Genomic DNA, 25,699 nt, shown 5'->3' on the forward strand with positions numbered 1-25,699 from the left:
GTATGGACTTGACCTTTCGTATTTTTGTTGCAACAAAAGTGCAAAGGTAACGCAAAAGCGTTAGCTGATGTGCGTTTAAAAGGCCTAATCAATGATACCTAGTCCGAGAATAAACCGTGGCGATCCGGTGCAGAGAACGGAATCGTCACGCCTTTACGCCCGCAGCTTGCAGGCTTTGCCGCAAGGTGTTTCACGCGCCACGATCGATATCGATCCGATACCGATCTACATTGACCGTGGTGATGGCGCCTATCTGGTTGATGTGGACGATAACCGTCTTCTGGACCTCAACAACAACTTCACCACGCTTATACACGGACACGGCTTCGAACCGGTTGCGGAAGTGGTTGCTAGGCTATTGCGTAACGGAACCTGTTTTTCCAATCCGACGGAACACGAGGTCGCACTGGCTGAATTGCTGATCTCGCGGATCCCGGCAATGGAAAAGGTTCGCTTCGTCAACAGCGGGACCGAAGCGGTCATGTTTGCAATCAAGGCCGCTCGAGCGTTCACAGGTCGCTCTGCGATCGTTCGCTTTGAGGGAGCTTATCACGGGGGTTATGATTGGGCTGAAACGGGGCAAACCGGCACCTATCCCAATAACGGGTCCGGTCGAAACATTGCACGGCCAGGATATCATGGTGCGCCGTCCAGCCTTGGCGACGATGTGATCGTGCTCCAGTTCAATGACAAAGAGGGGATTGTTTCGAAACTCGAAGGCCACGCGCATCGGATCGCCGGTATTTTGATTGATCCGATGCCGAGCCGCGCCGGGCTATTTGGGCCAAGCCAAGGATTTATTGAAGCGCTGACAATCTTCGCGCAAGAGCATGGCATTCTGCTGATCGCCGACGAGGTGTTGAATATCCGGCAAGGTTATAGGGGGGCTTCGGACCGTTACGGTCTTAGTCCCGATCTGATAGCAACCGGCAAGATCATTGGTGGCGGGTTTCCAATTGGAGCCATCGGCGGGCGCGCAGAAGTCATGTCGGTCTTCGAAAAACGGGATGGTAAGCTGCCGGTTCCGCAAGGTGGCACGTTCTCCGCTAACCCAGTCTCCATGGCGGCAGGTCTTGCCGCTATGAATGCATTGACACCTGATTCCTTTGCACGGCTTGAGGAACTAGGAGATGCCTTGCGTTCACGTCTGGCTCAGATCGCTCAGTTGCGACAGGCACCTTATTCAATCACAGGAGCCGCTTCCCTCTTCCGCATTCATCCAAAACGTGAAGCGCCGACTGATTATCGCTCTTCGATTACGTCGCCTGATCAAGCCCTACGCATCCGAGAGCTCACACGGCATTTCGCCCGCAATGGCGTGCTGTTGCCCTTTGGGGCCGCGGCCAGCCTATCGACTCCGATGGGCGAAACAGAAGTCGACCTTATTGCCTCGCTTTTTGATGATTTCCTTGCACAAAACCCCGTACGGGAGGACAACTCATGATACATGCCGCAATTACAGACAGCGTTGCCGATCGAATCGCTCAAGCACTTGTCCGCCATGGCGTGGAAGTGATCTTCGCACAAAGTCTGCCCTCCGCTGTTATTCTTGCCGCGGAAGCACGTGGCATTCATCAGATCGCCTATCGTCAGGAAAATATGGGGGGAGCGATGGCGGACGGTTATGCCCGCGTTTCCGGCAAAGTGGGTGTCGTCGCGGCGCAGAACGGTCCGGCTGCTACGCTGCTTGTTCCACCATTAGCTGAAGCCATGAAGGCGAGTATTCCAGTTGTCGCGCTTGTACAGGACGTCGAGCGAAATCAAACGGACAAGAATGCCTTTCAGGATATCGACCAAATCGCCCTCTTCCAATCCTGCACAAAATGGGTTCGTCGACTTAATGTGGCCGAGCGCGTCGATGACTACATCGATGCAGCTTTTACCGCGGCGACAAGCGGGCGATCGGGACCGGTTGCGCTTTTGTTGCCTGCGGATCTGCTGCGTAGCCCGGCTCCGAAGGTCGATAAGCCGAGAACTGCTTGTCTTGGCTACTGGCCGCTCGACAGGTTTTGTCCATCCCATGACGTTATTCAGGCTGCGGTAGATACTATTGCTGAAGCTCGCAACCCTGTTGTGCTTGCCGGCGGCGGTATTCATGCCAGTGGCGCAGCGGCGGCGTTGGCCCGGCTTCAAGAGATAGCCTCCCTTCCTGTGTTCACGACGAATATGGGCAAAGGGGTGGTTGACGAATTCCATCCTCTATCTGCTGGCGTTCTAGGATCTCTGACTGGTCCTAGATCGCTGGGTTTCCACAGTCGTCAACTTATGAATGAAGCCGATCTGGTAATCCTTGCCGGAACACGCACCAATCAGAACGGAACCGACAATTGGCAGCAGATTCCTGCTACTGCAAAAGTCATCCACATTGACATCGACCCCAGCGAGATCGGACGTAATTACGAGGCGTTGCGTTTGCATGGCGATGCACGCGAAACACTCACGGCCTTATGCGAAGGGTTGTCTAAACGAACCTTCCTTCAGCGTAGTATGCCGCGCCTCGCCTATGAAGAGAGAATTGCCGGTTTCTGGACGAAATATGATGAATCTCGTCGACCAGTTCTTGAAGATCGGTCAGGTGCCATGCGGCCTGAGCGCGTTATGCAGGAACTGCAGCCCTGGCTCGATCATGACGTCACGGTTGTGGCGGATGCGAGCTATTCGTCGATGTGGGTTGTCGGTCAGCTTCGCTGTCGCAAGGTGGGCACGAGATTCATTACACCGCGCGGGCTTGCTGGCCTTGGATGGGGCCTACCGCTTGCGATGGGGGTAAAGGTTGCCCGGCCTGACAAGCCGGTGGTTGTCCTCGTAGGAGACGGTGGATTTGCACACAGCTGGGCCGAACTGGAAACGATGATACGTATGCAGCTACCCGTCACCGTCATCCTCTTGAATAATGGCGTGTTGGGCTTCCAGAAAGATGCGGAAACAATAAAATTCGGCCGCTATACAACGGCGTGCCATTTTGCACCGGTCGATCACGCGGCGGTCGCTTCAGCGTGCGGATGTCGATCTGCCACCGTCGATAATGCTGCTGACTTATCGGAGCAGCTACGTCGGAGCATTGAAAGTGGTAAACCGTCGCTCATTGAAGTGATTACGGATCCCGACGCTCATCCTCCGCTTTCACTTTTTGCCGCAATGGATCATGCAGCATGACAGTCGGCGCGCGTGAGCGTATAGCGGTCGTCACCGGGGGTAGTTCCGGTATTGGGCTGTCAACGGTTAGACGATTGGCGCAAGAAGGCTACAAAGTAGCTTTTTTCGGGCAGACACCTCAGCGAGTCTCGGCGGCTGGCGAAATGCTCATTTCGCAGTTCGGGGAAGATACCATCTTTTATCGAAGTGCAGACATAAATGAGCCGACAGCAATTGTCGGTTTTTTCGATGAGGTGCGAAGCTATTGGGGGTCGCCAGACACACTGATCTGTAATGCTGGCATATCACCCAAAGCCAAGGATGGCAAAGCTGCAACGTTTGTCGAAACGTCGACAGAGGAGTGGAGCGCAGTCCTTTCAACCAATCTGATTGGACCTGTCCTTTGTTGCCAATGGGTTTTACCTAATCTGATTAAACGGCGCTTCGGCAGAATTGTTTTGGTTGGCTCTATCGCCAGCAGGGCCGTGCCCTGCCTCGCTGGCAGCGCTTATACCGCATCAAAAGCTGCGCTATCGGGTTGTCTTCGTTCTCTCGTGTCCACACTTGGCGGCACCGGAGTTACGACCAACATGGTTGCGCCGGGACATGTAGTAACCGGAATGACTGGCCCGATTGATTCCGATGCAAATCGCAATGCTCTTTTGCGTATTCCAGTCGGTCGGCTGGGGAGCCCTGACGATGTAGCAGCTGTAATTGCTTTCCTGGCTTCGGAAAATGCTGGCTTCGTCAATGGCGCCACGATCGATGTAAACGGTGGAGAATATGTTTCCCCTTAATAGTGCTTCAGCAGGGCGATGAATGTTATGTCGAAGATTCTTATAAAGACATCTGACGCGCAATTGTTTTTGATGCTTCGTCATCTGCTCTCGGTTGAAGGGTTCGATGCGGAACTCGTATCAGAGATCAGAGACCTGACCAGTGCCGAGATAGGCGGCGAACTGAATGCGAGCGTCTTGATACTGGACAGCGGCGAGGCTGACCTTTTCGAGTTTTCTCACCTCAAGGGGCAGCTTCCCGGTCTCGCACTGATTTTACTGGCAAAGAGCGGTATCGATAGTAGGCTCGGGATCAATGAGCGATTGGATCTTGTTCTGAAACGCCCGTTCGATCCATTTATTTTGCTACAGTTTCTCCAAAGGTACCGAGGCGATTTCACGGCTACTGGCGTCACACGAGTTGTTTTGACCTACTGCGACCTATTGCTGAACCGTTCGCAATTCAGGGTGTATCGAAACGGTCATCACATCGATCTCACACCGTTAGAATTCAGTCTACTTGAAGCGCTCATGCAAAAGCCTGAAATTGTCTGGAGCAGGCAGGACCTTATCGATGCTGTATGGGGTCGAGGAGCTATCGGCGAGCCACGTACGGTCGACATTCATATCGGACATATCCGGCGTGCATTGGTGCGGCATGGTCCAAATCTGATCAGAACGGTGCAGGGCCGGGGCTACGCGCTCGATCGGCCTGCAGACCCGTTTCAGTAAGTTTCAATTCATGAGGCGCTGAAAAATCCGCGTCCAGAACTGAAAATTTCGCTGATCGTCTTCGAACCAGGCGTCGAGTGCAAAAAGCGCGGCAGCTGTGGGGGCTGTGTCTGCATAGATTCGCCTCGTGGCATCCACAATCAGACTGTCTTCAGCGCCATAACGGATAGCATCCTGCTGCAAAAGTTCCCGGGCGGCTCTCACATTCGAAATTTGCAACACAAGCATTCCTCCTGCGCCCGGCGGAGGGTTCAATGAATAGAGCCGGACGTTGTGGAGACCGCATGACGGCTTTTTTTAACAGCAATCGCTGTATCGTCGTCCCTGGCATGTGTTGTTTGAGAATGCACTGTCTTGTAACAGAATCAAATAGTTGTGGCAACAATCGGAAACAAGGTTTAGATGAATCTCAAGATATTTCGAGGAGCGCAACAACAAAGGAAAATAAGTGCTGTAGGATCGGTGGAGAAAACTCATATCTCGTCGGCAGAGCCACATAGGAATAAAATCGCACAAACTTTGCAAAGGCTTTCTTGATCGACGTCGTTCAATTTTGCAATTTAAGCCCACATTCAAAATAGTTCGCCCTTACTTTTTGACCGACAGGTGCGCCCGTGCTGATGAAAGACCGTATTGATCACTTGCCTCACGTAAAGCAGCGTGAGTTGCAGCGCGTGCTGGAAGTTATCTTCGAGGAATTCGAGGATGCGCTCAAGGAGGGGGCGGCCGAGTTCAAGAAGCGCGGTCGTATCGTCAAGACCATTTTGTTCGGATCGTATGCGCGCGGCACACAAGTGGATGAACCGTATACCGGCAAAGGCTACCGTTCCGATTTTGACCTGCTGATTATCGTCAACAATCGTAAGCTGGCGGACTTTGAGTTCTGGCGAAAAACCGAAGACCGGCTTATGCGCCTGCGTGATGTGCAGACTCCGGTAAACTTCATCGTCCATTCTTTGCGTGAGGTAAACACGCGAATTAAGGAAGGGCGATATTTCTTCACTGACATCCGCAAAGAAGGCATTGTACTTTACGAACTCGATCCCGAGCCGCTCGCCCAACCCGGTATTCTTAATCCGGAAGACGCCCATCGTATTGCAAGAGAATATTTTGATGATCGGCTACCGCATGCACGAAATTTCGTACTGACCGCCAATTTTTGCATTGAGACGGGAATTTTCAAAGAGGCGGCCTTCCTGCTCCATCAAGCGATAGAACAGGCGTATTCCACGTTCCTGTTGGTAACAACAAACTACTCTCCGTCTTCGCACAATCTGAAATTCCTGCGTCGGCTCTCGGAAGGGCAACGCAATGAGTTGGCCAAGGCATGGCCGCAAGATCAACAGCGTTACAAGGCGTGGTTCAATATCGTCAATGAAGCTTACGTGAAGGCGCGGTATTCTCCGCATTTTGATATCACCGAGGAAGCACTACGATGGCTCCTGAAGCAAACGAACCTGCTTATCGCTCAGATTGAGAAAATCTGTTCCGATTATCTGGAAGAAATGAACGATGCGCGATAGATGGCGCAGAAAAATTCAGTCGGAAGTATGTCCGTTTTATGATTGTTTCGGTTTGCTGAGTCTGCAAAGCTTATGAATGTCGATCCAGTTGAAATAATTTTTATAGTATAGGCGCCAGTATCCATTAATTTGTTGACCGAATTTGCGCAAAAACCTCAGGCGCAAACTCGAACTGTCGCGCTGTGCCTCTGCCCATGGAATTCTTGCCCATTGTTTCGGTCAGAATGCCACGTTGTACAAGAGCGTCCATCGTTTCAATGACGCCGCCGCGGGTCATTCCTGTAAAAACCATAACATTAGCAAGGGTTAAAGGCTCATGAGCCTGATGCATCATATAGAGGATGTTTACCATTCCAATCTGTTTGATGCGGGATTGAGGTGATTCATCCGCGAGCGGTTTTTCGAGAATTTCACGAACCGCGAAAACCGCCAGTGCCTGACTTTGCCATCGATCACTTAAAAAGCTTGCCATTTTTTTAACTATGCATTATTTAATCAGTATGAGTGCTGATGACATTACTTCATCATAACGTCGAAAGACGGTCGATAACGGAGTTATGAGCATGAGAAGCCTTCTCTTAAAACTTGCGATAGGGGTTATGGGTTGCGGTTCACTATACCTCATTCAAGCCCCCGACGCTCGCGCCGAAAGCTGGGGATGCCAAGTTATCCTGTGTTTATCCAATCCTGGCGGCCCAATGCAATATTCCGAATGTCGACCGCCTATCCAGAAACTCTGGAGTTGGCTGGCAAGAGGCCATGCATTTCCCACTTGCAATGGTGTTGGTTTCAAAAGTTCGCGGCCGCGCTATGAGCCGTATTATTATCAATCCGGATATCGTCTATTTGCCGGACAAAGTGCAGGCGGACGTGCGACGACATGTATCTCAACATCTCTTCAGGCTGTGGATGGCGCCTTTTGCCGGAACGAAAGAAGCATCGCCTCCATTGAAAAGACGGTCATCTCGCCGCGAATGCAGCGAAACAATAGCCGCAATCAATGCTTGGCATATGTAACCACCCGGCCATTCGTTCGCGAAAAACCGAGTTATATCGATGTGACCATCGATCACTTGGGTAAGCACAGAGTGTGGTACTAAGCCATGCCTGTTTCGTTTCTCGTTCTCGCTCAAACTTGCGCAGCTTTTGTTTCGCCCGAAACGCTCGCCGGTGTCGTCAGCCTGGAAAGTGGTTTTGCCCCTTTTAATATTCGCATCAACAGCGATTTGCCGCTCAAGCAGCAACCAGCGACAAAAGCCGAAGCGATTGAGGTTGCAACTTCACTTGTCACCGAGCAGCAGGACATTCAGCTTGGTTTGGGTGGTATCAGCCTTGAGGACTTGAGAAAATCAAATCTATCGATCGCTGACGCATTCGATCCCTGTTTGAATCTCAAAACAACTGCTCATCTTCTCGATGGGTATTATCGCCATGCAGTCGAGGAAAATTTCGATCCGGTAAGGGCTGAAAAACAGATGCTGAGATCCTGGTATGGGCGCGGTGACGCCTCGATCGGTGAAATGGTCCGATATGACGAACAGGTCTTCCAGAAAATCAAACAACTGCGGCCAACCATGGCCAAGCTCGTCATCGAAAATGCCGTGGAGCAAAGGGGCATTATACATGATTCATCTGTTGCCGCTGTGACAAGCAGAAGCAAGCAGAGCGCGGCTAATAATGCCCTGGAGGAAGCAGCTTCCGTCCCACCTGTGTCCTCGTGGGATGTCTTCAGGAACTCACGCAATTTATCGGTTCTCGTGTTTCAGAACAAACAAAAGGAGCAAAGCGAATGAATTTCTGTTGCCGCCTCCGTCCAATTGTCGCCTCTTGCATTATGGCCGCGGCCATTGTGCCGATAGTGAGCCAGCCTGCATTTGCACAAGCCGCTGGCATCGAGACCATTCTCCAAAACATCGTTGATCTTCTCACCGGCAACATATTCAGACTGCTTGCGACCATTGCGGTAATCGTGATCGCCATCGCATGGATGTTTGGTTACATGGATTTGCGTCGGGCAGGGTACTGGATCATCGGGATCGGCGTCATTGCTGGTTCATCCGAGCTTGTTGGCACCATCGTCGGAAGCTGAGCGATGACAAGTGTTGGGCCAATCTTCGAGGAAGACACATTGTTTCTCGCCTGCACCCGACCCGCTATGGTTGCTGGCGTGACGATGGAGGCCATGGGCATCAACGTCATGGCAACGACGATATTCTATCTCCTTGCTGGCTCGATTTCCTATGCTCTTGTCGGCATCGTTTTCCATTTCGTTTTTCGAGCTCTCATCAAACACGACCATAACATGTTTCGCATTGTGCTCGCATGGGTGGATACGCGTGGTCGATCTCGCAATAGCGGATATTGGGGTGGGTCAACGCTATCTCCGCTTTGCCTGATACGTCGATATGATGAAAGGGATCTCAACCTTGCCTGACATCATGAAGCTAAAGGTCCGGGAACTTCGACCGGAAATCTACATTCCTTACGTCCGTCATGTCGATGAGACGACGATTGCTCTTAACGCCGGAACGCTGATGGTGATGATCGCACTGGAAGGAGTGTCATTCGAAACGGCGGATGTGCTCGATTTGAATGGATTACACCGTGACCTCAATACCCTTTATCGCAACATCGCCGATGAGCGGCTTGCCTTATGGACGCATGTTATCAGGCGGCGGAACGACAGTTATCCGGACGGGGAATTTTCGGCAGCGTTTTCGAACGCCCTTAACGAAAAATATCGCCTCAAGATGGCTGGCGAAAACCTCTTTTGTAACGACCTTTATCTCACGCTGCTCTGGTCTCCGGCCCGTTACGGTGCAGATAAAACGACACGATTTTTTTCAAAGCTAAGGCGAGTGCAAAATGTCGAACTTGATGAGGAGGCATTTAAAGATCTCCAGGACAAGGTAATTGATGTAACCGCAGGCCTGGAGCGATTTCACCCGCGCGTGCTTTCGGTTTATGAGCGAGACGGGCTTGTGTATTCACAACTGAGCGAAGTTTTGCACCAACTGGTTGGTGGTAGGCGCGAGCCCGTTCCGTTGACGGAAGGACCAGTTTCTTCCGCTATTTACTCTGACCGCGTTATCATCGGGCGAGAAACTGTCGAGATCCGGCACGAGGCTGAAAGCCGCTATGCCGGTATACTGAGTTTCAAAGAATATCCAGCTCGCACCAGAATAGGCATGCTCGATGGAGTGCTCTCGAGTCCATTTGAATTTATCCTGACGCAATCCTTTGCATTCACCTCCAAATCAGACGCTCGATCGATCCTGGGCCGTAAGCAAAATCAGATGCTTAGCAGTGGTGACAAAGCAGCATCCCAGATTGGTGATCTCGACCAAGCGATGGATGACCTTGAATCAAACCGATTTGTTCTGGGCGAGCATCATCTTTCGGTTGCCGTCGTTGCTTCCTCCGTCAAAGATCTCGCCGACAACCTCGCCAAGGCGCGGGCAAGTCTTACGAGTGGTGGGGCCGTCGTTGCACGCGAAGATCTTGGATTGGAGGCCGCCTGGTGGGCACAGCTTCCTGGGAATTTCCGCTACCGTGCACGGTCCGGGGCGATTACATCGCGTAATTTTGCAGCGCTTTCACCCTATCATTCGTATCCGACCGGTCAGAAGGACAATAACGAATGGGGGCCAGCTGTCGCGCTATTGAAGACGGCTTCCGGGTCGCCGTTTTATTTTAATTTTCATTACGGCGATCTCGGCAACACCTTCATGTGTGGACCATCGGGAACCGGTAAGACGGTCATCATCAACTTCATGCTTTCTCAACTCGAAAAACACGATCCTCATGTTGTGTTCTTCGACAAGGATCGTGGAGCCGACCTTTATGTGCGGGCCGCCGGCGGAACATATCTTCCGCTTAAAAATGGTAGTCCGACCGGATGCGCTCCTTTAAAGGCGCTCGAGCTCACACCTGAAAATAAAGTGTTCCTTGCTGTGTGGGTTGGCAAACTTGTTCGCTCCAATGTTCGAGATTTGACCGTAACCGAACTGCGTGACATCGCTGCTGCGATCGATGGCCTATCAGATCTGCCTAGAGAGCGCCGAACGATTGGTGCACTACGCACATTCTTGAACAATACCGATCCTGAAGGGATCGCTGCCAGGCTTCGTCGTTGGGAACGCGAAGGGCCGCTTGGCTGGGTTTTCGACAATGACGATGACGATATTGGCCTCAACGAATTTGCCCCGATGAGGGCAGGAAGGGGCGGGAAGTTCGTCGGCTACGACATGACGGAGTTTCTCGACCATGAAGAAATCCGCACACCCCTTATGGCCTATCTGTTTCATCGTGTCGAACAGCTGATTGACGGAAGGCGCATACTCATCGTTATCGATGAGTTCTGGAAAGCGCTGCAGGACGATGGCTTTCGCGATCTGGCGCAAAACAAGCTCAAAACCATCCGCAAGCAAAATGGTCTGATGCTATTTGCAACACAAAGCCCACGCGATGCGATTATCTCTCCAATTGCTCATACGATAATCGAGCAATGTCCGACGCAGATTTTCCTCCCGAATTCGCGCGGTAATCACGCTGACTATGTCGATGGGTTCAAGCTTACCGAACGTGAATACGAACTGATTGCGCGCGAACTATCAGTCGAAAGCCGGCAATTCTTGTTGAAGCAGGGGCACAACAGCGTCGTTGCAGAGCTCGACCTGCACGGCCTTGATGATGAACTGGCTGTTCTTTCCGGTCGTACCGGAAATGTCGAGCTTGTCGATACGATCCGCGCTGAAATCGGAAACGATCCTGCGGACTGGCTTCCAGTTTTCCAGAAAAGAAGGAGTGCAAGTTGATGGCTTCCTATAGACGTTTTTGCGCAATGATGGTTGCAGTGCTGACCTTGTCGACAGGAGCTGCGATGGGGCAGGGCATCCCTGTCATTGATCAAACGGCGATCGCCAAACATCTGGAAAGTATCGCGCAGTTGAAATCGCAGCTCGATGCTCTTCATCAGCAGATTGAGAAGGCCGAAGAGCTTTATACCTCTTTCAACAAGCTGACAGACATGGCGGATGTCGCACAGGTTCTCAATGATCCAGCAATCCGAAAAGCCCTTCCGCCGGAATTTGCTGCCGTAGAAGGATTATACGAAGGCAATGGCAGCGGGGCGTTGAACGATGCTGCAACAAAATTCCTCGACAAAAATACGACCTACAAAACCTCTGCCGACGATTTTTACGCAAAAGAACTGTCCCGTGTGCAGAACAAAAATGCCGGCCAGATGGGGATCGGCCAGAAAATTTACGACGCAGCAACAAAACGCATCGAAGGAATTGATGAACTGCGTCAGAAAATTTCCACGGCAAGTGAAGCCAAGGAAATTGCCGATTTGCAAGCAAGGCTCCTGGCCGAGCAAGCCTTTGTGCAAACCGATGTGCTGCGAATGGAAGGCTTGCGCATGGTTCAGCAGGCGCAAACGCAGGTTGATGATCAGCGCAAGGCAGAAGATTGGCGCCGTCGCATGGATGCAATGAAGGGGGGGCTGAAATGAAAAATGTCCTGATCCTGACAGCGTTCGTCCTCCTGTCCGCATGCGCAGAGAAAGCAGAAGCGACCTACACGGTCGAAGACTTGCTGGCCGATCACAGAATGCTGTCACGCATTCTCGACAAGTGTCGCAACAATCCAGGTAAGTTGCGCAATACGGTCAATTGCATGAATGCCGAAGCGGCCAATAGCAAGTTGCGTTTCCAGAATATGCGCAAGGCGCTTGGAGGCTAGCACCGTGTATCACGTTTTCGAGTTTATTGATGGACAATTCAAGCGGCCGTTGGAGATGTTCATATCCGATGGGACGTCGAATATTGCCGAATGGCTTTCAGGCCCGCTTACCGTTGCCGTGACCCTTTACGTTATCCTGTTTGGTTATCTTATCTTGCGCGGTTCGGTGCATGAACCCATCCTGGATTTTGCTTTTCGCGCAATCAAGCTTGCGATCATCGTGACGCTGGTCAAGAACGCCAGCGAATACCAGACCTATGTCACCAATATTTTTTTCGAACAGCTGCCGCGCGAGATTTCGCAAGCACTTAATTCCGGCGCCGCGCCGAGCGCATCGACTTTCGATAGTCTGCTGGATAAAGGACAGAACTCAGCGACCGACATCTGGTCACGATCCTCCTGGCCCATCGATATTGTAACTGGTGTTGGCGGATTATTGGTGATTGGCGTCAGCTTTCTTGTCGCGGGAATAGGCTATGTCGTTTCACTTTATGCGCGATTGGCACTAGCCATCGTGCTGGCGATCGGCCCAATCTTCATCGCATTTGCCATGTTCCAGTCGACGCGACGCTTCACAGAGGCTTGGATCGGACAAGTGGCAAATTTTGTCATTCTTCAGGTTCTTGTCGTCGCTGTTGGAGCACTGCTGATTGCATGTCTCGACACCACTTTTACTGCAATCGAGGGCTATTCCGATGTCTTGATGCGCCCCATCGCGCTTTGTGCCATCGGCATTGCCGCTCTTTATGTCTTTTATCAGCTTCCAGGCATCGCTTCGGCTCTAGCGTCCGGCGGAGCGTCTCTGGCTTACGGCTATACAGCTTCACGCGATGCGCATGAAGGATTGCTTGCCAAGGCAACATCGCGCGGCGTCGGGTTCATGGCTCGCGGCACCCGCATGATGAGAAGAGCATTCTGAGCGAAGGAGATCTGCGTATGACCTCGTCTGCGGCGATAAAAAACAGGTATTTATCAGTGATCAAGCCGACCTTGGTTCTCGGGATCGCGGTCGCACTTGCCAGTTGTTCGTCGCTGACAAATTCCTTGCCAAAATGTGATGGAAATGCGCGAAGACCACTGAATCGCGCAATGTGGCAATGGGAAAAATCGAGTGCACTGCCGAAGTCCAAAGCCGAATCCATCACGCGCTTTGTTGATGAACGCAAACCATCCAGGGCTTTTGATCATTTCGATATTGGTGCTTCTTTTGGCGATTGCGAGGATTGATGGTCACGACAGACAATCTCAAAAGCTATTTCGAGAAAGCGCGTCGCTTTGATCAAGACCGCATGATTCAGGTCGAGCGATCAAATCGCTTGGCGTGGTCGATCGCAATTGCGTCCGGTATTGTTGCCGGCATATCAATCCTCGCCGTTGCGAGCCTTGCGCCGCTGAAAACTGTCGAACCTTTCGTGGTTCGTGTCGACAATTCTACCGGGATCGTTGATGTCGTTTCAGCGCTATCGGCGACCGCTGGCACTTACGACGAAGCCGTGACCAAATATTTTGCGGCAAAATATGTTCGTGGACGCGAAGGCTATGTCTGGAGCGAAGCCCAGGAGAATTTTCGAACAATTGCGCTTCTCTCTACGCAAGCCGAACAGGCGCGGTTCGCAGCTACTTATCGTGGCAGCAATCCGCAATCACCACAAAATTTCTATGGCCGTTCTGCCACGGTGCGGATTAACATAGTCTCCATCGCGCTCATTAATCAGAACGTGGCATCGGTACGCTATATGCGTAGCGTAACCCGCGGTGAAGAAGTGCGGACAACACATTTTGTTGCGACCCTCACCTATTCCTACGCCAACGCACCCATGTCATCGACAGACCGACTGGTGAACCCGCTTGGTTTCGCTGTTAGCGAATATCGGGCAGATCCGGAGGCAATCGATTGATGCGCTTTCCAATAATTGTCACATTTTTTCTGGCGTCATCTGTGTCCAGTGTCCTCGCGCTGGAGATACCGACAACAGCATCGCAGGACAGTCGGGTCCGTTTTGTCAGTTATCAGCCTTACAATATCACAAGGATCATCGGGTCCTTGCGCTCCTCGGTTCAAGTCGAGTTTGCTCGGGATGAGGAAATTGCACATGTGGCCCTTGGCAACAGCGTTGCCTGGGAAGTAGCACCAGCCGGTAATATCTTGTTTTTAAAACCACGAGAAAACCAACCGGTTACCAATATCTCTGTTGTAACGACACGTCGGGACGGATCTACGCGCAGTTATCAGATGGAACTTAAGGTGCGGGAGGGTTCGGTAGAAGTCGGAGAGAACACTTACTTTTATGTGAAATTCAGATATCCGCAGGAGGAAGCCGAACAGCGCCGCCAGCAAGCTGCGGCCCAGGCGCGCACAGTCCAAGCAAAGGATGCTGACGATGTGCTGTCGCTTCACGAGGCATATGGTCCGCGCAACTGGCGGTACTCTGCACAAGGGGCAGAGGCACTGGAGCCACAAAGCGTCTACGACAACGGTAAAATCACAACATTCTCCTTTGCGGGCAATCAGGAAATGCCTGCGATCTATATGGAAAACTCCGACGGGTCGGAGACCCTCGTGCCCAAAACTGTCGATGGCAATCTGGTCATGGTCCATGCGTTAAGCCGGAAATTCATTCTGCGACGAGGCAAAGATGTGCTGTGCGTATTCAACGAAGCCTATGACCGGATTGGCATCAACCCTGCCACAAACACGACGTCTCCTTCAGTTGAGCGCATCGTGAAACCGGATCTGGTGGGACAGGGGAAGAAGTGATTAAGATGGCCGAGATCGAGGAACATCAGATCCCAGGCGAACGCGCCGAAACGGTTACAGCTACACGCATCGACAATAATCCAGTCCTCAAGCGTGGTGCTGTTGCACTCGCCATTGTGTTGTTTATTGGCTTTGCTCTGTGGTCGACATCTGGAAGCAAAACAAAGGACAACAATATCCAGACCGAGCGCGTCGTGATCCGCCAAACGACACCCTTTGAGGCGGCAAGAGAAAAGACAGAGCCGGTTGAAGAAAAGCCGGTGGTAAAACTGCCAACACCGGTCCTTGAAGACCCCATGCCCGAAGTGGACCAATTGCTTGATGCCGCCCGTCGTGCGCCCGTTATGGCTTATAGCGGCGGACAGAAAAATTCGGCCTCACGAGGCGAGGGCGGGAACGGCAGTAATGCGGTGCCAGATGGGAATTTTGTGCCAATCGATGGCAATTTTATTGGCCAGAACCAGCAGAATGCCGACGAACAACGGTTCGAAAATCTTCTGCGACCGACCCGACTAGAGGGATCGCGCGCCGGTATGCTCGGAAATCGCGATTTCATCATCGCCATGGGTAGTTCGATCCCTTGTGTGCTCGAAACTGCACTTGCCTCTGATCAGCCGGGGTTTGCAAGCTGCGTGATCAACCGCGATGTTTTATCCGATAATGGCCGCGTGGTGCTGATGGAAAAGGGAACCCAGCTTGTCGGGGAATATCGTGGCGGCCTCCAACGGGGTCAAAAACGTCTGTTTGTGCTTTGGAACAGGGCGAAAACGCCTCAAGGTGTGATCGTCATGCTTGCCTCGCCAGCAACAGATGCGCTTGGCCGCGCTGGCGTTGATGGGCAGGTCGATACGCATTGGTGGGAGCGTTTTGGCAGTGCGCTTCTCCTTTCCGTCGTCGGCGATGCGACAAGTTACGCAAGCAGTCGTCTGCAAGACGGCAATTTTGATGCACAAAATACCGCAGATGCCGGCAAACAGGCTGCTGCCATTGCAGTGGAGCAATCTATTAATATTGCCCCGACACTCAACAAGCATCAGGGGGAATTGGTCTCCATCTTTGTCGCTCGCGATCTCGATTTTACAGGCGTTTACCAGCTTCGTGTAACCGAACCTAGAAATCGTATTCTCGATCGGGCAGCTTTGGGTGATTTCCACCCGCCATCGACGCTTGTGACAAAATAGGTGGAAAAATGGCTGAAGCCCAGGACAGCACTGTCGTTCGTGAACTTCTAAAGCCTCTCGCGGTCTTCCTGGATGATTGCTCGTTATATGAGATCATTGTCAATCACCCCGGTCAGGTGCTGACGGAAGGGCCGGGTGGTTGGCAGATACACGATCTTCCTGGGCTTTCCTTTGAAAAACTCATGCGCCTTGCCCGGGCGGTGGCGAGCTTTTCCCATCAAACCATCAATGAAACGCGACCGATACTTTCGGCAACACTTCCAGTTGGCGAGCGAATTCAAATTGTCATTCCGCCTGCCACCACGAAAGGAACGGTCAGCATCACAATCCGCAAACCATCATCGCTCGATTTTACGCTTGATGATCTGGACGCCAATGGCTTTTTCTCTCATACGCAAACAAGCTTTCGTGCCCTTTCAAAAGAGCAAGAACGTTTACAAGAACTCTACAAAAAAGGGCAATTCAAGGAGTTTCTTCGTCAAGCTGTTATCGCGCGGAAAAATATCATTATCTCTGGTGCGACAGGGTCCGCAAAAACTACTCTTTCAAAAGCTCTTATCAAGCATATTCCACAACACGAGCGTGTCATTTCGATTGAAGACAGCCCGGAACTTATAATTTCCCAACCAAATCAGGTGCGTCTGTTTTATTCAAAGGGCTCGCAGGGGTTATCGAATGCGGGTCCGAAGGAACTACTCGAATCGTGTCTGCGAATGCGTCCCGATCGTATATTGCTGCAGGAACTCAGGGATGGAAGCGCGTTTTATTATATTCGCAATATCAACTCGGGCCATCCAGGATCCATCACAACAGTTCATGCAGATTCTGCCAGACTTGCCTTCGAGCAACTGACTTTACTAGTCAAGGAATCGGAAGGGGGAAGCGCACTCGAACGCGCTGACATCCGACGTATGTTGGAGATTTCTGTTGACGTTGTTGTGCAATGTAAACGCACCGATGGAACGTTCCGCGCTGCTGAAATTTACTTTTCTGGCTGTGCGAACGATTGAGCACAATTGGAAGCATAATAATGATTTTTTTGCTTTCTCGTCCTCCCAATATGAACCTTTACCGTGCTGATCTCGCGTTTAATCGATTCTATTGTCGCGGTTGGTTTTTTTTGGTTGGCAGCAGCCTTTCTGATCGCATAAGCAACGGGAAGCAGGTTCTGGGAGTGCTTGCAACTGTTGCAAGCCTTTTCGTGAGCCTATCCTGCAGTAAGGAGGCCATGATGGCGAAGTGGGTGTACACGTTCGGCGACGGCAAGGCAGAAGGTGCGGCAAGCGACCGCAATCTTCTCGGCGGCAAGGGAGCGAATCTGGCTGAAATGAGCAGCCTTGGCCTTCCGGTACCTCCAGGCTTTACCATCACGACCGAAGTCTGCACCTATTATTACGATCACGACCGGTCTTATCCATCCGAGCTCAATGATCAGGTTCAGGCGGCTCTGACCCATATCGCAAAAGTGACGGGGCGCAATTTCGGCGATGCCGAAAAGCCGCTTCTGGTGTCGGTGCGTTCCGGCGCCCGTGCTTCCATGCCGGGCATGATGGATACGGTGCTCAATCTCGGCCTCAATGACGAGACGGTGCAGGCTATCGCCCGCGAGGCGGGTGACGAGCGTTTTGCCTATGACAGCTACCGTCGCTTCATCCAGATGTATTCAGATGTCGTGCTGGGCGTCGATCACGGCTTCTTTGAAGAAATTCTTGAAGACAAGAAGGCCGATCTCGGCGTTGAGGTCGATACGGCACTGACGGCCGAAGATTGGAAGGGGGTCATCGCCTCCTACAAGGCCAAGGTCGAGGAAGAACTCGGCCAGCCTTTCCCGCAAGACCCGCGCGAACAGCTCTGGGGCGCCATCGGTGCTGTCTTTTCAAGCTGGATGAATGCGCGCGCCATCACCTATCGGCGGCTGCATAATATCCCGGCGGCCTGGGGCACGGCGGTTAATGTGCAGGCCATGGTGTTTGGCAATATGGGCGAGACCTCTGCGACTGGCGTTGCGTTTACACGCAATCCTTCGACAGGCGAGAAGAAGCTTTACGGCGAGTTTCTCGTCAATGCGCAGGGTGAAGATGTCGTAGCCGGTATCCGCACGCCGCAGAACATCACCGAGGAAGCGCGCATTGCGGCCGGTTCCGACAAGCCGTCGCTTGAAAAGGTAATGCCGGAAGCTTTCGCTGAATTCCTCAAGGTCGCTGACCGGTTGGAACAGCATTATCGCGACATGCAGGACCTCGAATTCACTATCGAACGCGGCAAATTGTGGATGCTCCAGACCCGTTCGGGCAAGCGCACCGCAAAGGCAGCGTTGAAGATGGCCGTCGAAATGGCAGGCGAAGGCCTCATTTCCGAGGAAGAAGCGGTTCTGCGCGTCGATCCGGCAGCGCTTGACCAGCTTCTGCACCCGACCATTGACCCGCGTGCGGAGCGCCAGATCATTGGTCAGGGCCTCCCGGCGTCGCCGGGCGCTGCAACGGGCGAAATCGTCTTCTCTTCGGAAGAAGCCGAACAGGCAAAGTCGGAGGGCCGTAAGGTCATTCTCGTTCGCATCGAGACCAGCCCTGAAGATATTCACGGCATGCACGCGGCAGAAGGCATTCTGACGACGCGCGGCGGCATGACCAGCCATGCAGCCGTTGTCGCACGCGGCATGGGCAAGCCATGCGTTTCCGGTGCGGGGTCGCTTCGCGTCGACTATCGCAATGGCGTCATGCTTGCAGCAGGCCAGACCTTCAAGAAGGGCGATGTCGTTACCGTTGATGGTGGCACCGGGCAGGTCCTGAAAGGCGCTGTGGCCATGCTGCAGCCCGAGCTTTCCGGCGATTTCGGCAGGCTGATGGAATGGGCTGACCGGACCCGCCGGATGAAGGTTCGCGCCAATGCAGAAACCCCGGCAGATGCCCGCACGGCGCGTTCGTTTGGTGCAGAAGGCATAGGCCTCTGCCGGACTGAACACATGTTCTTCGACGGAAGCCGGATCGTGGCCATGCGCGAAATGATCCTTTCCGACAATGAAGAAGGCCGCCGCACGGCTCTCGCAAAGCTTTTGCCGATGCAACGTTCGGATTTCGTCGAACTTTTCGAGATCATGAAGGGGCTCCCGGTTACGATCCGTCTGCTTGATCCGCCATTGCATGAGTTCCTGCCGCATACGGACGAGGAAGTCGCAGAGGTTGCCCGGTCGATGGGTGTCGATGCGGCAAAGCTGCGCGAACGCGCAGATGCCCTGCATGAATTCAATCCGATGCTGGGCCATCGCGGCTGCCGTCTGGCTGTATCCTATCCGGAAATCGCGGAAATGCAGGCACGGGCGATTTTTGAAGCTGCCGTTGAAGCAGGGAAGAAAACTGGAGAACACGTGGTGCCGGAAGTAATGGTGCCGCTGGTTGGTCTGAAAGCCGAACTCGATTTCGTCAAGGCGCGCATCGACGCCGTTGCCAAGGAAGTCATGGCCGAGGCGGGCGTCAAGATAGACTATATGGTTGGCACGATGATCGAACTGCCGCGTGCAGCCTTGCGCGCTGCCGAAATCGCGGAAACGGCTGAGTTCTTCTCGTTTGGCACCAACGATTTGACGCAAACGACATTCGGCATTTCACGCGACGATGCGTCGTCGTTCCTGACCTCCTATCAGCAGCGTGGCGTGATCGAACAGGACCCGTTCGTGTCGCTTGATCTCGAAGGCGTTGGTGAACTGGTGGAAATTGCCGCTGAACGCGGACGAAAGACCCGCGAAAAACTGAAGCTCGGCATCTGCGGCGAGCATGGTGGTGATCCGGCGTCGATCGCCTTCTGCGAAAAGACGGGTCTCGACTATGTTTCCTGTTCGCCGTTCCGTGTGCCGATTGCCCGTCTTGCCGCTGCGCAGTCGGCCATACGCAAGGTTTGACAGCATGCCACAATTTGGCTTAGCTGCCGGAATAATCTCCGGTGGTTAAGCCATTTTCAGAAGATATTGTCATGCTTCGTTTTATTGTTTCGGCAGGAGCCGTCATTCTCGCCACGACTGGCATTGCCAGCGCATACGATATCTCGCCGCAGGAGCGCGCGGAGAATAAGGCTGCGCACGACACGATCAAGATCGTTGAGCCGCAATTGCATATCGCGCGGGGTGGTGCAGCATCGCCCCAGGTGGCACTGACGCTTGATGCCTGTATGGGCAAGACCGATCATCGCATTCTGGACATGCTGGTGCAGAACCGTATTCCAGCGACGATCTTCGTGACGGGGCGATGGATAAAGCAGAACCCGGCCGCCATGGCGGTTTTGAAGGCCAATGCCGATCTGTTCGATATCGAGAACCATGGCGCAATGCATGTTCCGGCCATTACCAACGAGCAGAAAATGTATGGCATCAAGACAGCAGGATCACTTGAGACGGTTCATCTGGAAATCGATGCCGGCGCGACGGCGATCACTGATGCCGGAGTGTCGAAGCCTGTCTGGTATCGCGATGCGACTGCCCGTTATTCGACCGATGCCATCAAGCTGGCAACAAGCATGGGCTACAAGATCGGTGGCTATTCGCTGAATGGCGATCAGGGTGCCTCGTTGCTGGCGCCGACGGTTGAGCGCCGCATCGCTGCTGCGCGTGACGGCGACGTCATCATCTCGCATATCAACCAACCAACGCGGTCGGCGGGTGAAGGGGTAGCCAAAGGCGTCCTGGCCTTGAAGGCGAAGGGGATGAAATTCGTGCGCCTCAAGGATGTCGAGACAACGATGACACTCAACCCGGTTGCTCCGCACAATCTTCATGCGGGCGTTCCAAAGCCTGTCGCGCCGAAATAATCCCGTTCAGGCGCCGTTGACTTTTTCCTTCAGGGAAAGACTTTTCATGACGGCGGCGTAGTTGCGGCCAAGGCTTTCAAAAACGGCATTTTCGCCCGTGGGCGGTTCAACGGACAGCGTCGTGCCGTCGTTGCGCAATGTGACGAAGATAACCTGATCTTCCGGTTGCCCGGCAATGGCAATTGCACCGATGCGTTGTGCTTCACTGGTGTCGAGAGCAGGCATATTGAACAGAACTTCGCCGCCAACGCGTTCTGCGGCCTTGGCGAGCGCGGAATCAAAACCTTCGATAAGGACGTCGATGGCTCCAAGCGCAAACTCCAGTTCGACGGCTTCAAGCGTCATCGCATCCTCTGCGGTTGTGCCGTCCGATGACTGGTTGCCATTTTGAAGGGCGCGATCCATTCCGTCCTCTCCGACGATTGCAATATAAGCCCCCACATACGCAATCATGCCTTCTGTTAGCGGTTGCTGCAATGCCTTTTTATTTGATTTACCTAGCTTTTTCTCACTTATTCTTAAAGCTGGTGATCTTTGCAGGCTAAGAACGCATCCCGAAAAGTGCAAAACGGTTTTCGGATCAGATGCGTGCTGAACAAACAATTGGAGCGCCAATCTGCCGTAATCAGATTGAATTGCGCCCCTGGAGGGTGCTGCCCCTAATGCGATTTGCCTAATCTATCAAGCACGCCAAACGTGCATTAGCTGTTGCTTTTGTAGATCGCTAAATATTCCCCCGACAGGTTTTGATCGCGGTCAATGCTCTTTCATCCCGAATCTTCGACGTTCTCCTCATCACAAGGGAATTGGTGTCGGAGGGCACATGAAACTGATCTGGAAAGCGGCGGTCGGCGGCGCGGGTGCGCTAGCCGCAGCTTGGCTCTTTGCGCTTTCAACACCCCATTGGCTGACGGCGAAACACGAAGCCGCCGTCGATGTCACCGACAAGGCTTTGATCGAAAAAGGCGAGTATGTCGCCCATGCGGGCGACTGCGCTGCGTGCCATACGGCTCCGGGAGGCAAGGCGTTTGCGGGTGGACTCGGCATGCAGACGCCGCTTGGCACGATTTATTCCACAAACATCACGCCAGACAGCAAAACCGGTATCGGCGGCTACAGCTATGCCGACTTCGAGCGCGCCGTACGGCAGGGGGTACGTCAGGATAATGTCCATCTTTATCCGGCAATGCCCTTTGTTTCCTATACGGTCGTGAATGACGAGGACATGAAGGCGCTTTATGCGTTCTTCATGTCGAAGGTGGAGCCGGTACAACAGGATAACCAGCCCAGCACCTTGCCGTGGCCAACCAACATGCGCTGGCCACTCGCCTACTGGCAGCTTTTCTTTGGAAATTCGCGTCCGTTCGAAATTGCAGCGGACACTGATCCGGTGATCGCACGCGGCGCTTATCTGGTCGAGGGGCTCGGTCATTGCGGTGCGTGCCATACGCCACGTGGTCTCGCCTATGAAGAAAAAGCGGTGAAGAACGATCCGAAGGGCAAGTTCCTGTCCGGCTCGGTTCTGGAAGGCTGGTATGCGAAAAACCTGCGCGATCAGGATACAGGCCTTTCGAGCTGGGCCGAAGACGAGATCGTCACCTTCCTCAAGACCGGGCGCACCGATCGCACGGCGGCGTTCGGCTCAATGGCCGATGTAGTGCAGCATTCGACCCAATACCTTGCGGAAGATGATTTGCGGGCGATTGCCCGTTATTTGAAGTCGCTGCCACCAAGCGAAGGACGCGAACGTGAATGGCAACCGAAGGAAGATGTGACGGCGGAGGCCCTCAAGGCGGGAGATTTCAGTGCACCGGGCGCTTTGTCCTATGTCGAGCAATGTTCGGTCTGCCATCGTATGGACGGTAAGGGCGCACCGCGCATCTATCCGGCGCTTGCTGGCAATTCGATTGTCTTTGCCGATGATCCAAGCTCGCTCATTCAGGTCACTCTGACCGGGGGCAGGACGCCTGACACGCCGGCGGACAAGATGGCTTTCACTATGCCGGGCTTTGCCAACCTTCCGAACTGGCAGGTCGCCGAAATCCTGAACTTCATTCGCAACGGCTGGGGCAACCACGGTGCTGCCATAACGGAGCAGGATATCGCGCGTATGCGGCGTGAAATCGCTCACAAGCCCGTCCATTACGTTCCGGAGAACAAGCAATGAAAACCAGTACGATTGTCGTTCTTGGTGCCAGTTTTGCCGTGGCAGTAACGGGCGGCGCATTTCTCTTCAATCACCTGCGGCCTTCGCTGGATGCCCCGGCTCCCAAAGCCTATGCGGTTCTGGACAAGGACAAAAATCAGGTCGGAACCTATGTCATCCCGCCGGACCGTGACATTCTCAAGCAGCCGAACGCGCCTGAAATCATGCACGGCAAGCGGTTGCTCAACGAAACCGCGCGGCTTCTGCCCGACAATGTCGGCAACGGCCTGAATTGCAACTCCTGCCACATGGGGCAGGGCAAGATGGATAATGTTGCTTCCTATATCAACAGCAGCAATTTCTATCCCGCCGTCATGCCCCGTGCTGGCAAGGAAGTCGATCTGGTGATGCGCATCAATGGCTGCTTTCAGCGTTCGATGAACGGCAAACCGTTGCCGCCTGACGGGGCCGACATGAAGGCGATGGTCGCCTATATGGACTGGCTTCGGCAGGATGTGAAAAAGGGCACCAAAGTGGCGATCCGCAATGGCGGTCCCATCGATGAAAGCCTTGTTCCCGATCCAGTCAACGGTGCCAGAATCTATGCCGCACAATGCTCGACCTGTCATGGTGCGGGTGGCGAAGGCATGAAGGACCAGGCCGGTGACTATATCTTCCCGCCGCTCTGGGGGGATGAAAGCTTCAACATCGGGGCCGGACTGGCCCGGACTTACAAGGCGGCGCAGTTCGTCAAATATGCGATGCCGCCAGCCCAGAACTACAATCTGCCCATCGGGCAGGGCGGTGTTCTGACCGATCAGGAAGCCATTGATGTGTCGGAATATTTCACCCACATGCCGCGTCCCGACTTCGCAGGCAAGGTGAAGGACTGGCCCAATATGAAGAAGCCGAAAGATGCGCGTTACTAGAGCATTTCCAGCAAAAGTGCGAAGCGGTTTTGCGTGGGACAATGGGACGAAACAAATAGTTAGAGCGGTTCCGGCAACTCAGTTTTGACCGGAGCCGCTCTAAATGACATCGCCGAGAAAAGTGCCCCGCCATGTCCAAGCCAGGTGGGGCATTTGAATTTCTACGCCGAAGTTTTGCCGAGCGAAAATCTCTCTGCTATTCATACTGTGTGAAAACAGAGAGACAGAGCGGCTCCAATGATTCAGTATAAGCTGGAAATGCTCTCGGAGACTGCATGAGAAAACTTCGCTACCAGCGGCGTCAGTCGCGCTCTGCAGTGTGGGCGCTTCGGCTTGGCATCTTTGCGCTCGTGCTGCTTGCGATGGCGTTTCTTTTGCATCGCTTCTGGACACTGGAGACACCGGATCTGGTGCTGCTTGCCGGATTGAGCACTGGTCTTGCCGCTCTGGCCCTTCTCTGCTCGGCTAAAGGTTTTCGCAATCTCTGGGTCAATGGCGACAAGGGCGGCGCACGCTCCTTCTGGGGCGGCATATTCGCTTTTGCCGTGCTACTTTCAGTCGGACTGGTCACGGCACTGTGGTATCTCTCTCCACCCCTCTACGACATCTCCACGGATTTCGAGACGCCACCGCAATTTCCGTCCAATATGCCGCCACGCCTGCAATGGATGAATCCGCTGACAGTGGCCGTGAGTGGCGATGCGCTGACCCAGTTGAGCGCCTATCCCGATGTGGTCGGACGCCGCTATGAAGCCGCACCGGACCGCGTTGCGCAGGGGGTCGAGACGGTTCTGAGGACTTTCGGGTGGCAGGAGATCGCACGTAATGCGTCTTCGCCGGAACAAAACGCGACGCGATTTGCCGTGACCGCGCATAGTTTCATTCTGGGTCTGAAAAGCGATATCGTCATCCGCCTGCTCGACGAAGGCGAAACCACCTATGTCGATGTGCGCTCGCTGTCACGCTATGGCAAGCGCGATATGGGGCAGAATGCCGGTTTCATTACCGATTTTCTGGGGGCGCTGGAAGGCGAGGTCAACAAGGCTCCAGCGGACGTGGAATAATCAGCCGGGAAGATAGATACTGCCCAGCGACGGATGGCCATCTGTCGTGACTTCCCCGCGCCCGACCAAATCTTCCAAATGTGCGAGCACGGACAGTGCAGCCGCACCGTGCAATCGCGGATCAGTCTCGCGATAAATCACTTTCACCATGTCGCCGATTGTCCGGTCCCCCTGTAGAACACGCTCTAGAATGGCACGTTCGCGCATCTTGCGATGGGCACGCAGGCCACGAACGAAGGCGGCAGGCTTGGTCACGGCGCCGCCATGCCCCGGCAGATAGACCTTGTCGTCGCGTGCCAGCAGTTTTTCGAGCGAGACCATGTAGTCATTCATCGAGCCGTCCGGCGGTGCGACGATGGACGTCGCCCAGGCCATGACATGGTCTGCGGAGAAAAGAATGCCGGTTCCTTTCAGGCCGAACGCCATGTGATTGGCGGCATGTCCGGGAGTGTGAATTCCTTCCAGAGCCCAGCCATCACCTTCGATCGTGCTTCCGTCGGTCAGTGCGATATCCGGAACGAACTCCGTATCGGCGCTTGCCTCAAGCATGTTTGTTTCGCCCGCATAATAGGGGCGGGCAGGGCGATGCGGTCCCTCGGCAACGGTGCGAGCGCCAAGTTTTTCCTTCAGGCGCTGCGCCAAAGGTGAATGGTCGCGGTGGGTATGGCTGACGAAGATATGGCTGACCGGACGACCGGCAATGGCTGCGATCAAGGCGTTGTAATGCGCCTCATCGTCAGGGCCGGGATCGATGATCGCCAGCGTATCCGTGCCGATAAGATAGCTGTTAGTGCCGTGAAAGGTGAAAGCGCTCGGATTGTTGACGGTGAGGCGCAAAATGCCTTTACTCAGTTCAACCGGCTTCCCATATTGGGGCGTGAAACTGCTGTCGAAAACAAGCGCCATTGAAGCG

General features: G+C 53.6%; 26 protein-coding genes. 23 read left to right on the forward strand and 3 right to left on the reverse strand.

Annotated elements, in window-relative coordinates; translation table 11 throughout:
- The first annotated feature begins 91 nt into the window (after positions 1-91).
- From F9K91_RS03880 to F9K91_RS03900, 5 genes are all read left to right on the forward strand, one after another.
- Positions 92-1,444 (forward strand): aspartate aminotransferase family protein, encoded by a 1,353-nt coding sequence (locus tag F9K91_RS03880; RefSeq protein WP_412842137.1) that lies wholly within the window; start codon positions 92-94, stop codon positions 1,442-1,444.
- Positions 1,441-3,156 (forward strand): acetolactate synthase catalytic subunit, encoded by a 1,716-nt coding sequence (locus F9K91_RS03885; protein WP_151677223.1) that lies wholly within the window; start codon positions 1,441-1,443, stop codon positions 3,154-3,156. The genes F9K91_RS03880 and F9K91_RS03885 overlap by 4 nt, the downstream gene beginning before the upstream one ends.
- Positions 3,153-3,932 carry a 3-oxoacyl-ACP reductase FabG gene (gene fabG, locus F9K91_RS03890; protein ID WP_151677224.1) on the forward strand — a complete coding sequence of 260 codons (780 nt, stop codon included), beginning with the start codon at positions 3,153-3,155 and terminating at the stop codon, positions 3,930-3,932. The genes F9K91_RS03885 and fabG overlap by 4 nt, the downstream gene beginning before the upstream one ends.
- Before the next feature lie 27 nt (positions 3,933-3,959).
- Positions 3,960-4,643, forward strand: coding sequence for a winged helix-turn-helix transcriptional regulator (locus tag F9K91_RS03895; RefSeq protein ID WP_235912768.1), 684 nt, complete (start codon positions 3,960-3,962; stop codon positions 4,641-4,643).
- A 620-nt stretch (positions 4,644-5,263) separates the two neighbouring features.
- Positions 5,264-6,166, forward strand: coding sequence for a nucleotidyltransferase and HEPN domain-containing protein (locus F9K91_RS03900; protein WP_151677226.1), 903 nt, complete (start codon positions 5,264-5,266; stop codon positions 6,164-6,166).
- A gap of 124 nt (positions 6,167-6,290) precedes the next feature.
- Here F9K91_RS03900 and F9K91_RS03905 read toward each other — a convergent pair whose 3' ends face one another.
- Entirely contained in the window at positions 6,291-6,638 is a 348-nt protein-coding gene (locus F9K91_RS03905) for a transcriptional regulator (RefSeq protein WP_151677228.1), read from the reverse strand.
- A 91-nt stretch (positions 6,639-6,729) separates the two neighbouring features.
- Between F9K91_RS03905 and F9K91_RS26270 the strand changes: the two genes are divergently transcribed.
- The 15 genes from F9K91_RS26270 to F9K91_RS03980 all read left to right on the forward strand — a co-directional run bounded on the left by F9K91_RS26270 (position 6,730) and on the right by F9K91_RS03980 (position 20,647).
- The gene (locus tag F9K91_RS26270; protein WP_151677230.1) at positions 6,730-7,266 is read left to right on the forward strand and encodes a hypothetical protein; all 537 of its coding nucleotides are present in this window, start codon (positions 6,730-6,732) and stop codon (positions 7,264-7,266) included.
- Between the two features lie 3 nt (positions 7,267-7,269).
- The gene (locus F9K91_RS03915) at positions 7,270-7,959 is read left to right on the forward strand and encodes a lysozyme family protein (protein WP_140019965.1); all 690 of its coding nucleotides are present in this window, start codon (positions 7,270-7,272) and stop codon (positions 7,957-7,959) included.
- Positions 7,956-8,255, forward strand: a complete 300-nt coding sequence (locus F9K91_RS03920) for a TrbC/VirB2 family protein (RefSeq protein WP_140019964.1) — start codon at positions 7,956-7,958, stop codon at positions 8,253-8,255. The genes F9K91_RS03915 and F9K91_RS03920 overlap by 4 nt, the downstream gene beginning before the upstream one ends.
- Positions 8,256-8,258: 3 nt before the next feature.
- Positions 8,259-8,600 (forward strand): VirB3 family type IV secretion system protein, encoded by a 342-nt coding sequence (locus F9K91_RS03925; RefSeq protein ID WP_140019963.1) that lies wholly within the window; start codon positions 8,259-8,261, stop codon positions 8,598-8,600.
- Positions 8,575-10,983: a VirB4 family type IV secretion/conjugal transfer ATPase gene (locus F9K91_RS03930; protein WP_174977401.1), complete on the forward strand. Its 2,409-nt coding sequence runs from the start codon at positions 8,575-8,577 to the stop codon at positions 10,981-10,983. Before F9K91_RS03925 ends, F9K91_RS03930 begins: the two co-directional genes overlap by 26 nt.
- Complete coding sequence (virB5, locus tag F9K91_RS03935) at positions 10,983-11,681, forward strand: P-type DNA transfer protein VirB5 (protein ID WP_151677272.1); 699 nt, start codon at positions 10,983-10,985, stop codon at positions 11,679-11,681. The genes F9K91_RS03930 and virB5 overlap by 1 nt, the downstream gene beginning before the upstream one ends.
- Positions 11,678-11,911: an EexN family lipoprotein gene (locus F9K91_RS03940; RefSeq protein WP_140019962.1), complete on the forward strand. Its 234-nt coding sequence runs from the start codon at positions 11,678-11,680 to the stop codon at positions 11,909-11,911. The genes virB5 and F9K91_RS03940 overlap by 4 nt, the downstream gene beginning before the upstream one ends.
- Before the next feature lie 4 nt (positions 11,912-11,915).
- Positions 11,916-12,830 carry a TrbL/VirB6 family protein gene (locus F9K91_RS03945; RefSeq protein ID WP_140019961.1) on the forward strand — a complete coding sequence of 305 codons (915 nt, stop codon included), beginning with the start codon at positions 11,916-11,918 and terminating at the stop codon, positions 12,828-12,830.
- A gap of 17 nt (positions 12,831-12,847) precedes the next feature.
- Positions 12,848-13,138 carry a hypothetical protein gene (locus F9K91_RS03950; RefSeq protein WP_210296047.1) on the forward strand — a complete coding sequence of 97 codons (291 nt, stop codon included), beginning with the start codon at positions 12,848-12,850 and terminating at the stop codon, positions 13,136-13,138.
- Positions 13,138-13,809, forward strand: coding sequence for a VirB8 family type IV secretion system protein (locus F9K91_RS03955; RefSeq protein WP_140019960.1), 672 nt, complete (start codon positions 13,138-13,140; stop codon positions 13,807-13,809). The genes F9K91_RS03950 and F9K91_RS03955 overlap by 1 nt, the downstream gene beginning before the upstream one ends.
- Positions 13,809-14,669 (forward strand): P-type conjugative transfer protein VirB9, encoded by an 861-nt coding sequence (gene virB9 / locus F9K91_RS03960; RefSeq protein WP_151651710.1) that lies wholly within the window; start codon positions 13,809-13,811, stop codon positions 14,667-14,669. Before F9K91_RS03955 ends, virB9 begins: the two co-directional genes overlap by 1 nt.
- Before the next feature lie 5 nt (positions 14,670-14,674).
- A complete protein-coding gene (gene virB10 / locus F9K91_RS03965) occupies positions 14,675-15,850 on the forward strand; it encodes a type IV secretion system protein VirB10 (protein WP_151677231.1) in 1,176 nt (391 codons plus the stop codon).
- 8 nt (positions 15,851-15,858) lie between these two features.
- Positions 15,859-16,860, forward strand: coding sequence for a P-type DNA transfer ATPase VirB11 (gene virB11, locus F9K91_RS03970; RefSeq protein WP_151677233.1), 1,002 nt, complete (start codon positions 15,859-15,861; stop codon positions 16,858-16,860).
- 221 nt (positions 16,861-17,081) lie between these two features.
- Positions 17,082-19,745 (forward strand): pyruvate, phosphate dikinase, encoded by a 2,664-nt coding sequence (ppdK, locus tag F9K91_RS03975; RefSeq protein WP_151677235.1) that lies wholly within the window; start codon positions 17,082-17,084, stop codon positions 19,743-19,745.
- A 71-nt stretch (positions 19,746-19,816) separates the two neighbouring features.
- Positions 19,817-20,647 (forward strand): polysaccharide deacetylase family protein, encoded by an 831-nt coding sequence (locus F9K91_RS03980; RefSeq protein WP_151677236.1) that lies wholly within the window; start codon positions 19,817-19,819, stop codon positions 20,645-20,647.
- Between the two features lie 6 nt (positions 20,648-20,653).
- Here F9K91_RS03980 and F9K91_RS03985 read toward each other — a convergent pair whose 3' ends face one another.
- The gene (locus F9K91_RS03985) at positions 20,654-21,052 is read right to left on the reverse strand and encodes a hypothetical protein (protein WP_061345176.1); all 399 of its coding nucleotides are present in this window, start codon (positions 21,050-21,052) and stop codon (positions 20,654-20,656) included.
- Between the two features lie 418 nt (positions 21,053-21,470).
- Between F9K91_RS03985 and F9K91_RS03990 the strand changes: the two genes are divergently transcribed.
- The 3 genes from F9K91_RS03990 to F9K91_RS04000 all read left to right on the forward strand — a co-directional run bounded on the left by F9K91_RS03990 (position 21,471) and on the right by F9K91_RS04000 (position 24,786).
- Positions 21,471-22,814, forward strand: a complete 1,344-nt coding sequence (locus F9K91_RS03990; RefSeq protein WP_151677238.1) for a c-type cytochrome — start codon at positions 21,471-21,473, stop codon at positions 22,812-22,814.
- The gene (locus tag F9K91_RS03995) at positions 22,811-23,722 is read left to right on the forward strand and encodes a c-type cytochrome (protein WP_151677240.1); all 912 of its coding nucleotides are present in this window, start codon (positions 22,811-22,813) and stop codon (positions 23,720-23,722) included. The genes F9K91_RS03990 and F9K91_RS03995 overlap by 4 nt, the downstream gene beginning before the upstream one ends.
- A 275-nt stretch (positions 23,723-23,997) precedes the next feature.
- Complete coding sequence (locus tag F9K91_RS04000) at positions 23,998-24,786, forward strand: DUF1499 domain-containing protein (RefSeq protein ID WP_151677241.1); 789 nt, start codon at positions 23,998-24,000, stop codon at positions 24,784-24,786.
- Here the strand turns inward: F9K91_RS04000 and F9K91_RS04005 are convergent, their stop codons facing one another.
- Complete coding sequence (locus tag F9K91_RS04005; RefSeq protein ID WP_151677242.1) at positions 24,787-25,692, reverse strand: MBL fold metallo-hydrolase; 906 nt, start codon at positions 25,690-25,692, stop codon at positions 24,787-24,789.
- Positions 25,693-25,699 lie beyond the last annotated feature (7 nt).

Source organism: Brucella tritici (assembly GCF_008932295.1).
Taxonomy (GTDB): domain Bacteria; phylum Pseudomonadota; class Alphaproteobacteria; order Rhizobiales; family Rhizobiaceae; genus Brucella; species Brucella tritici.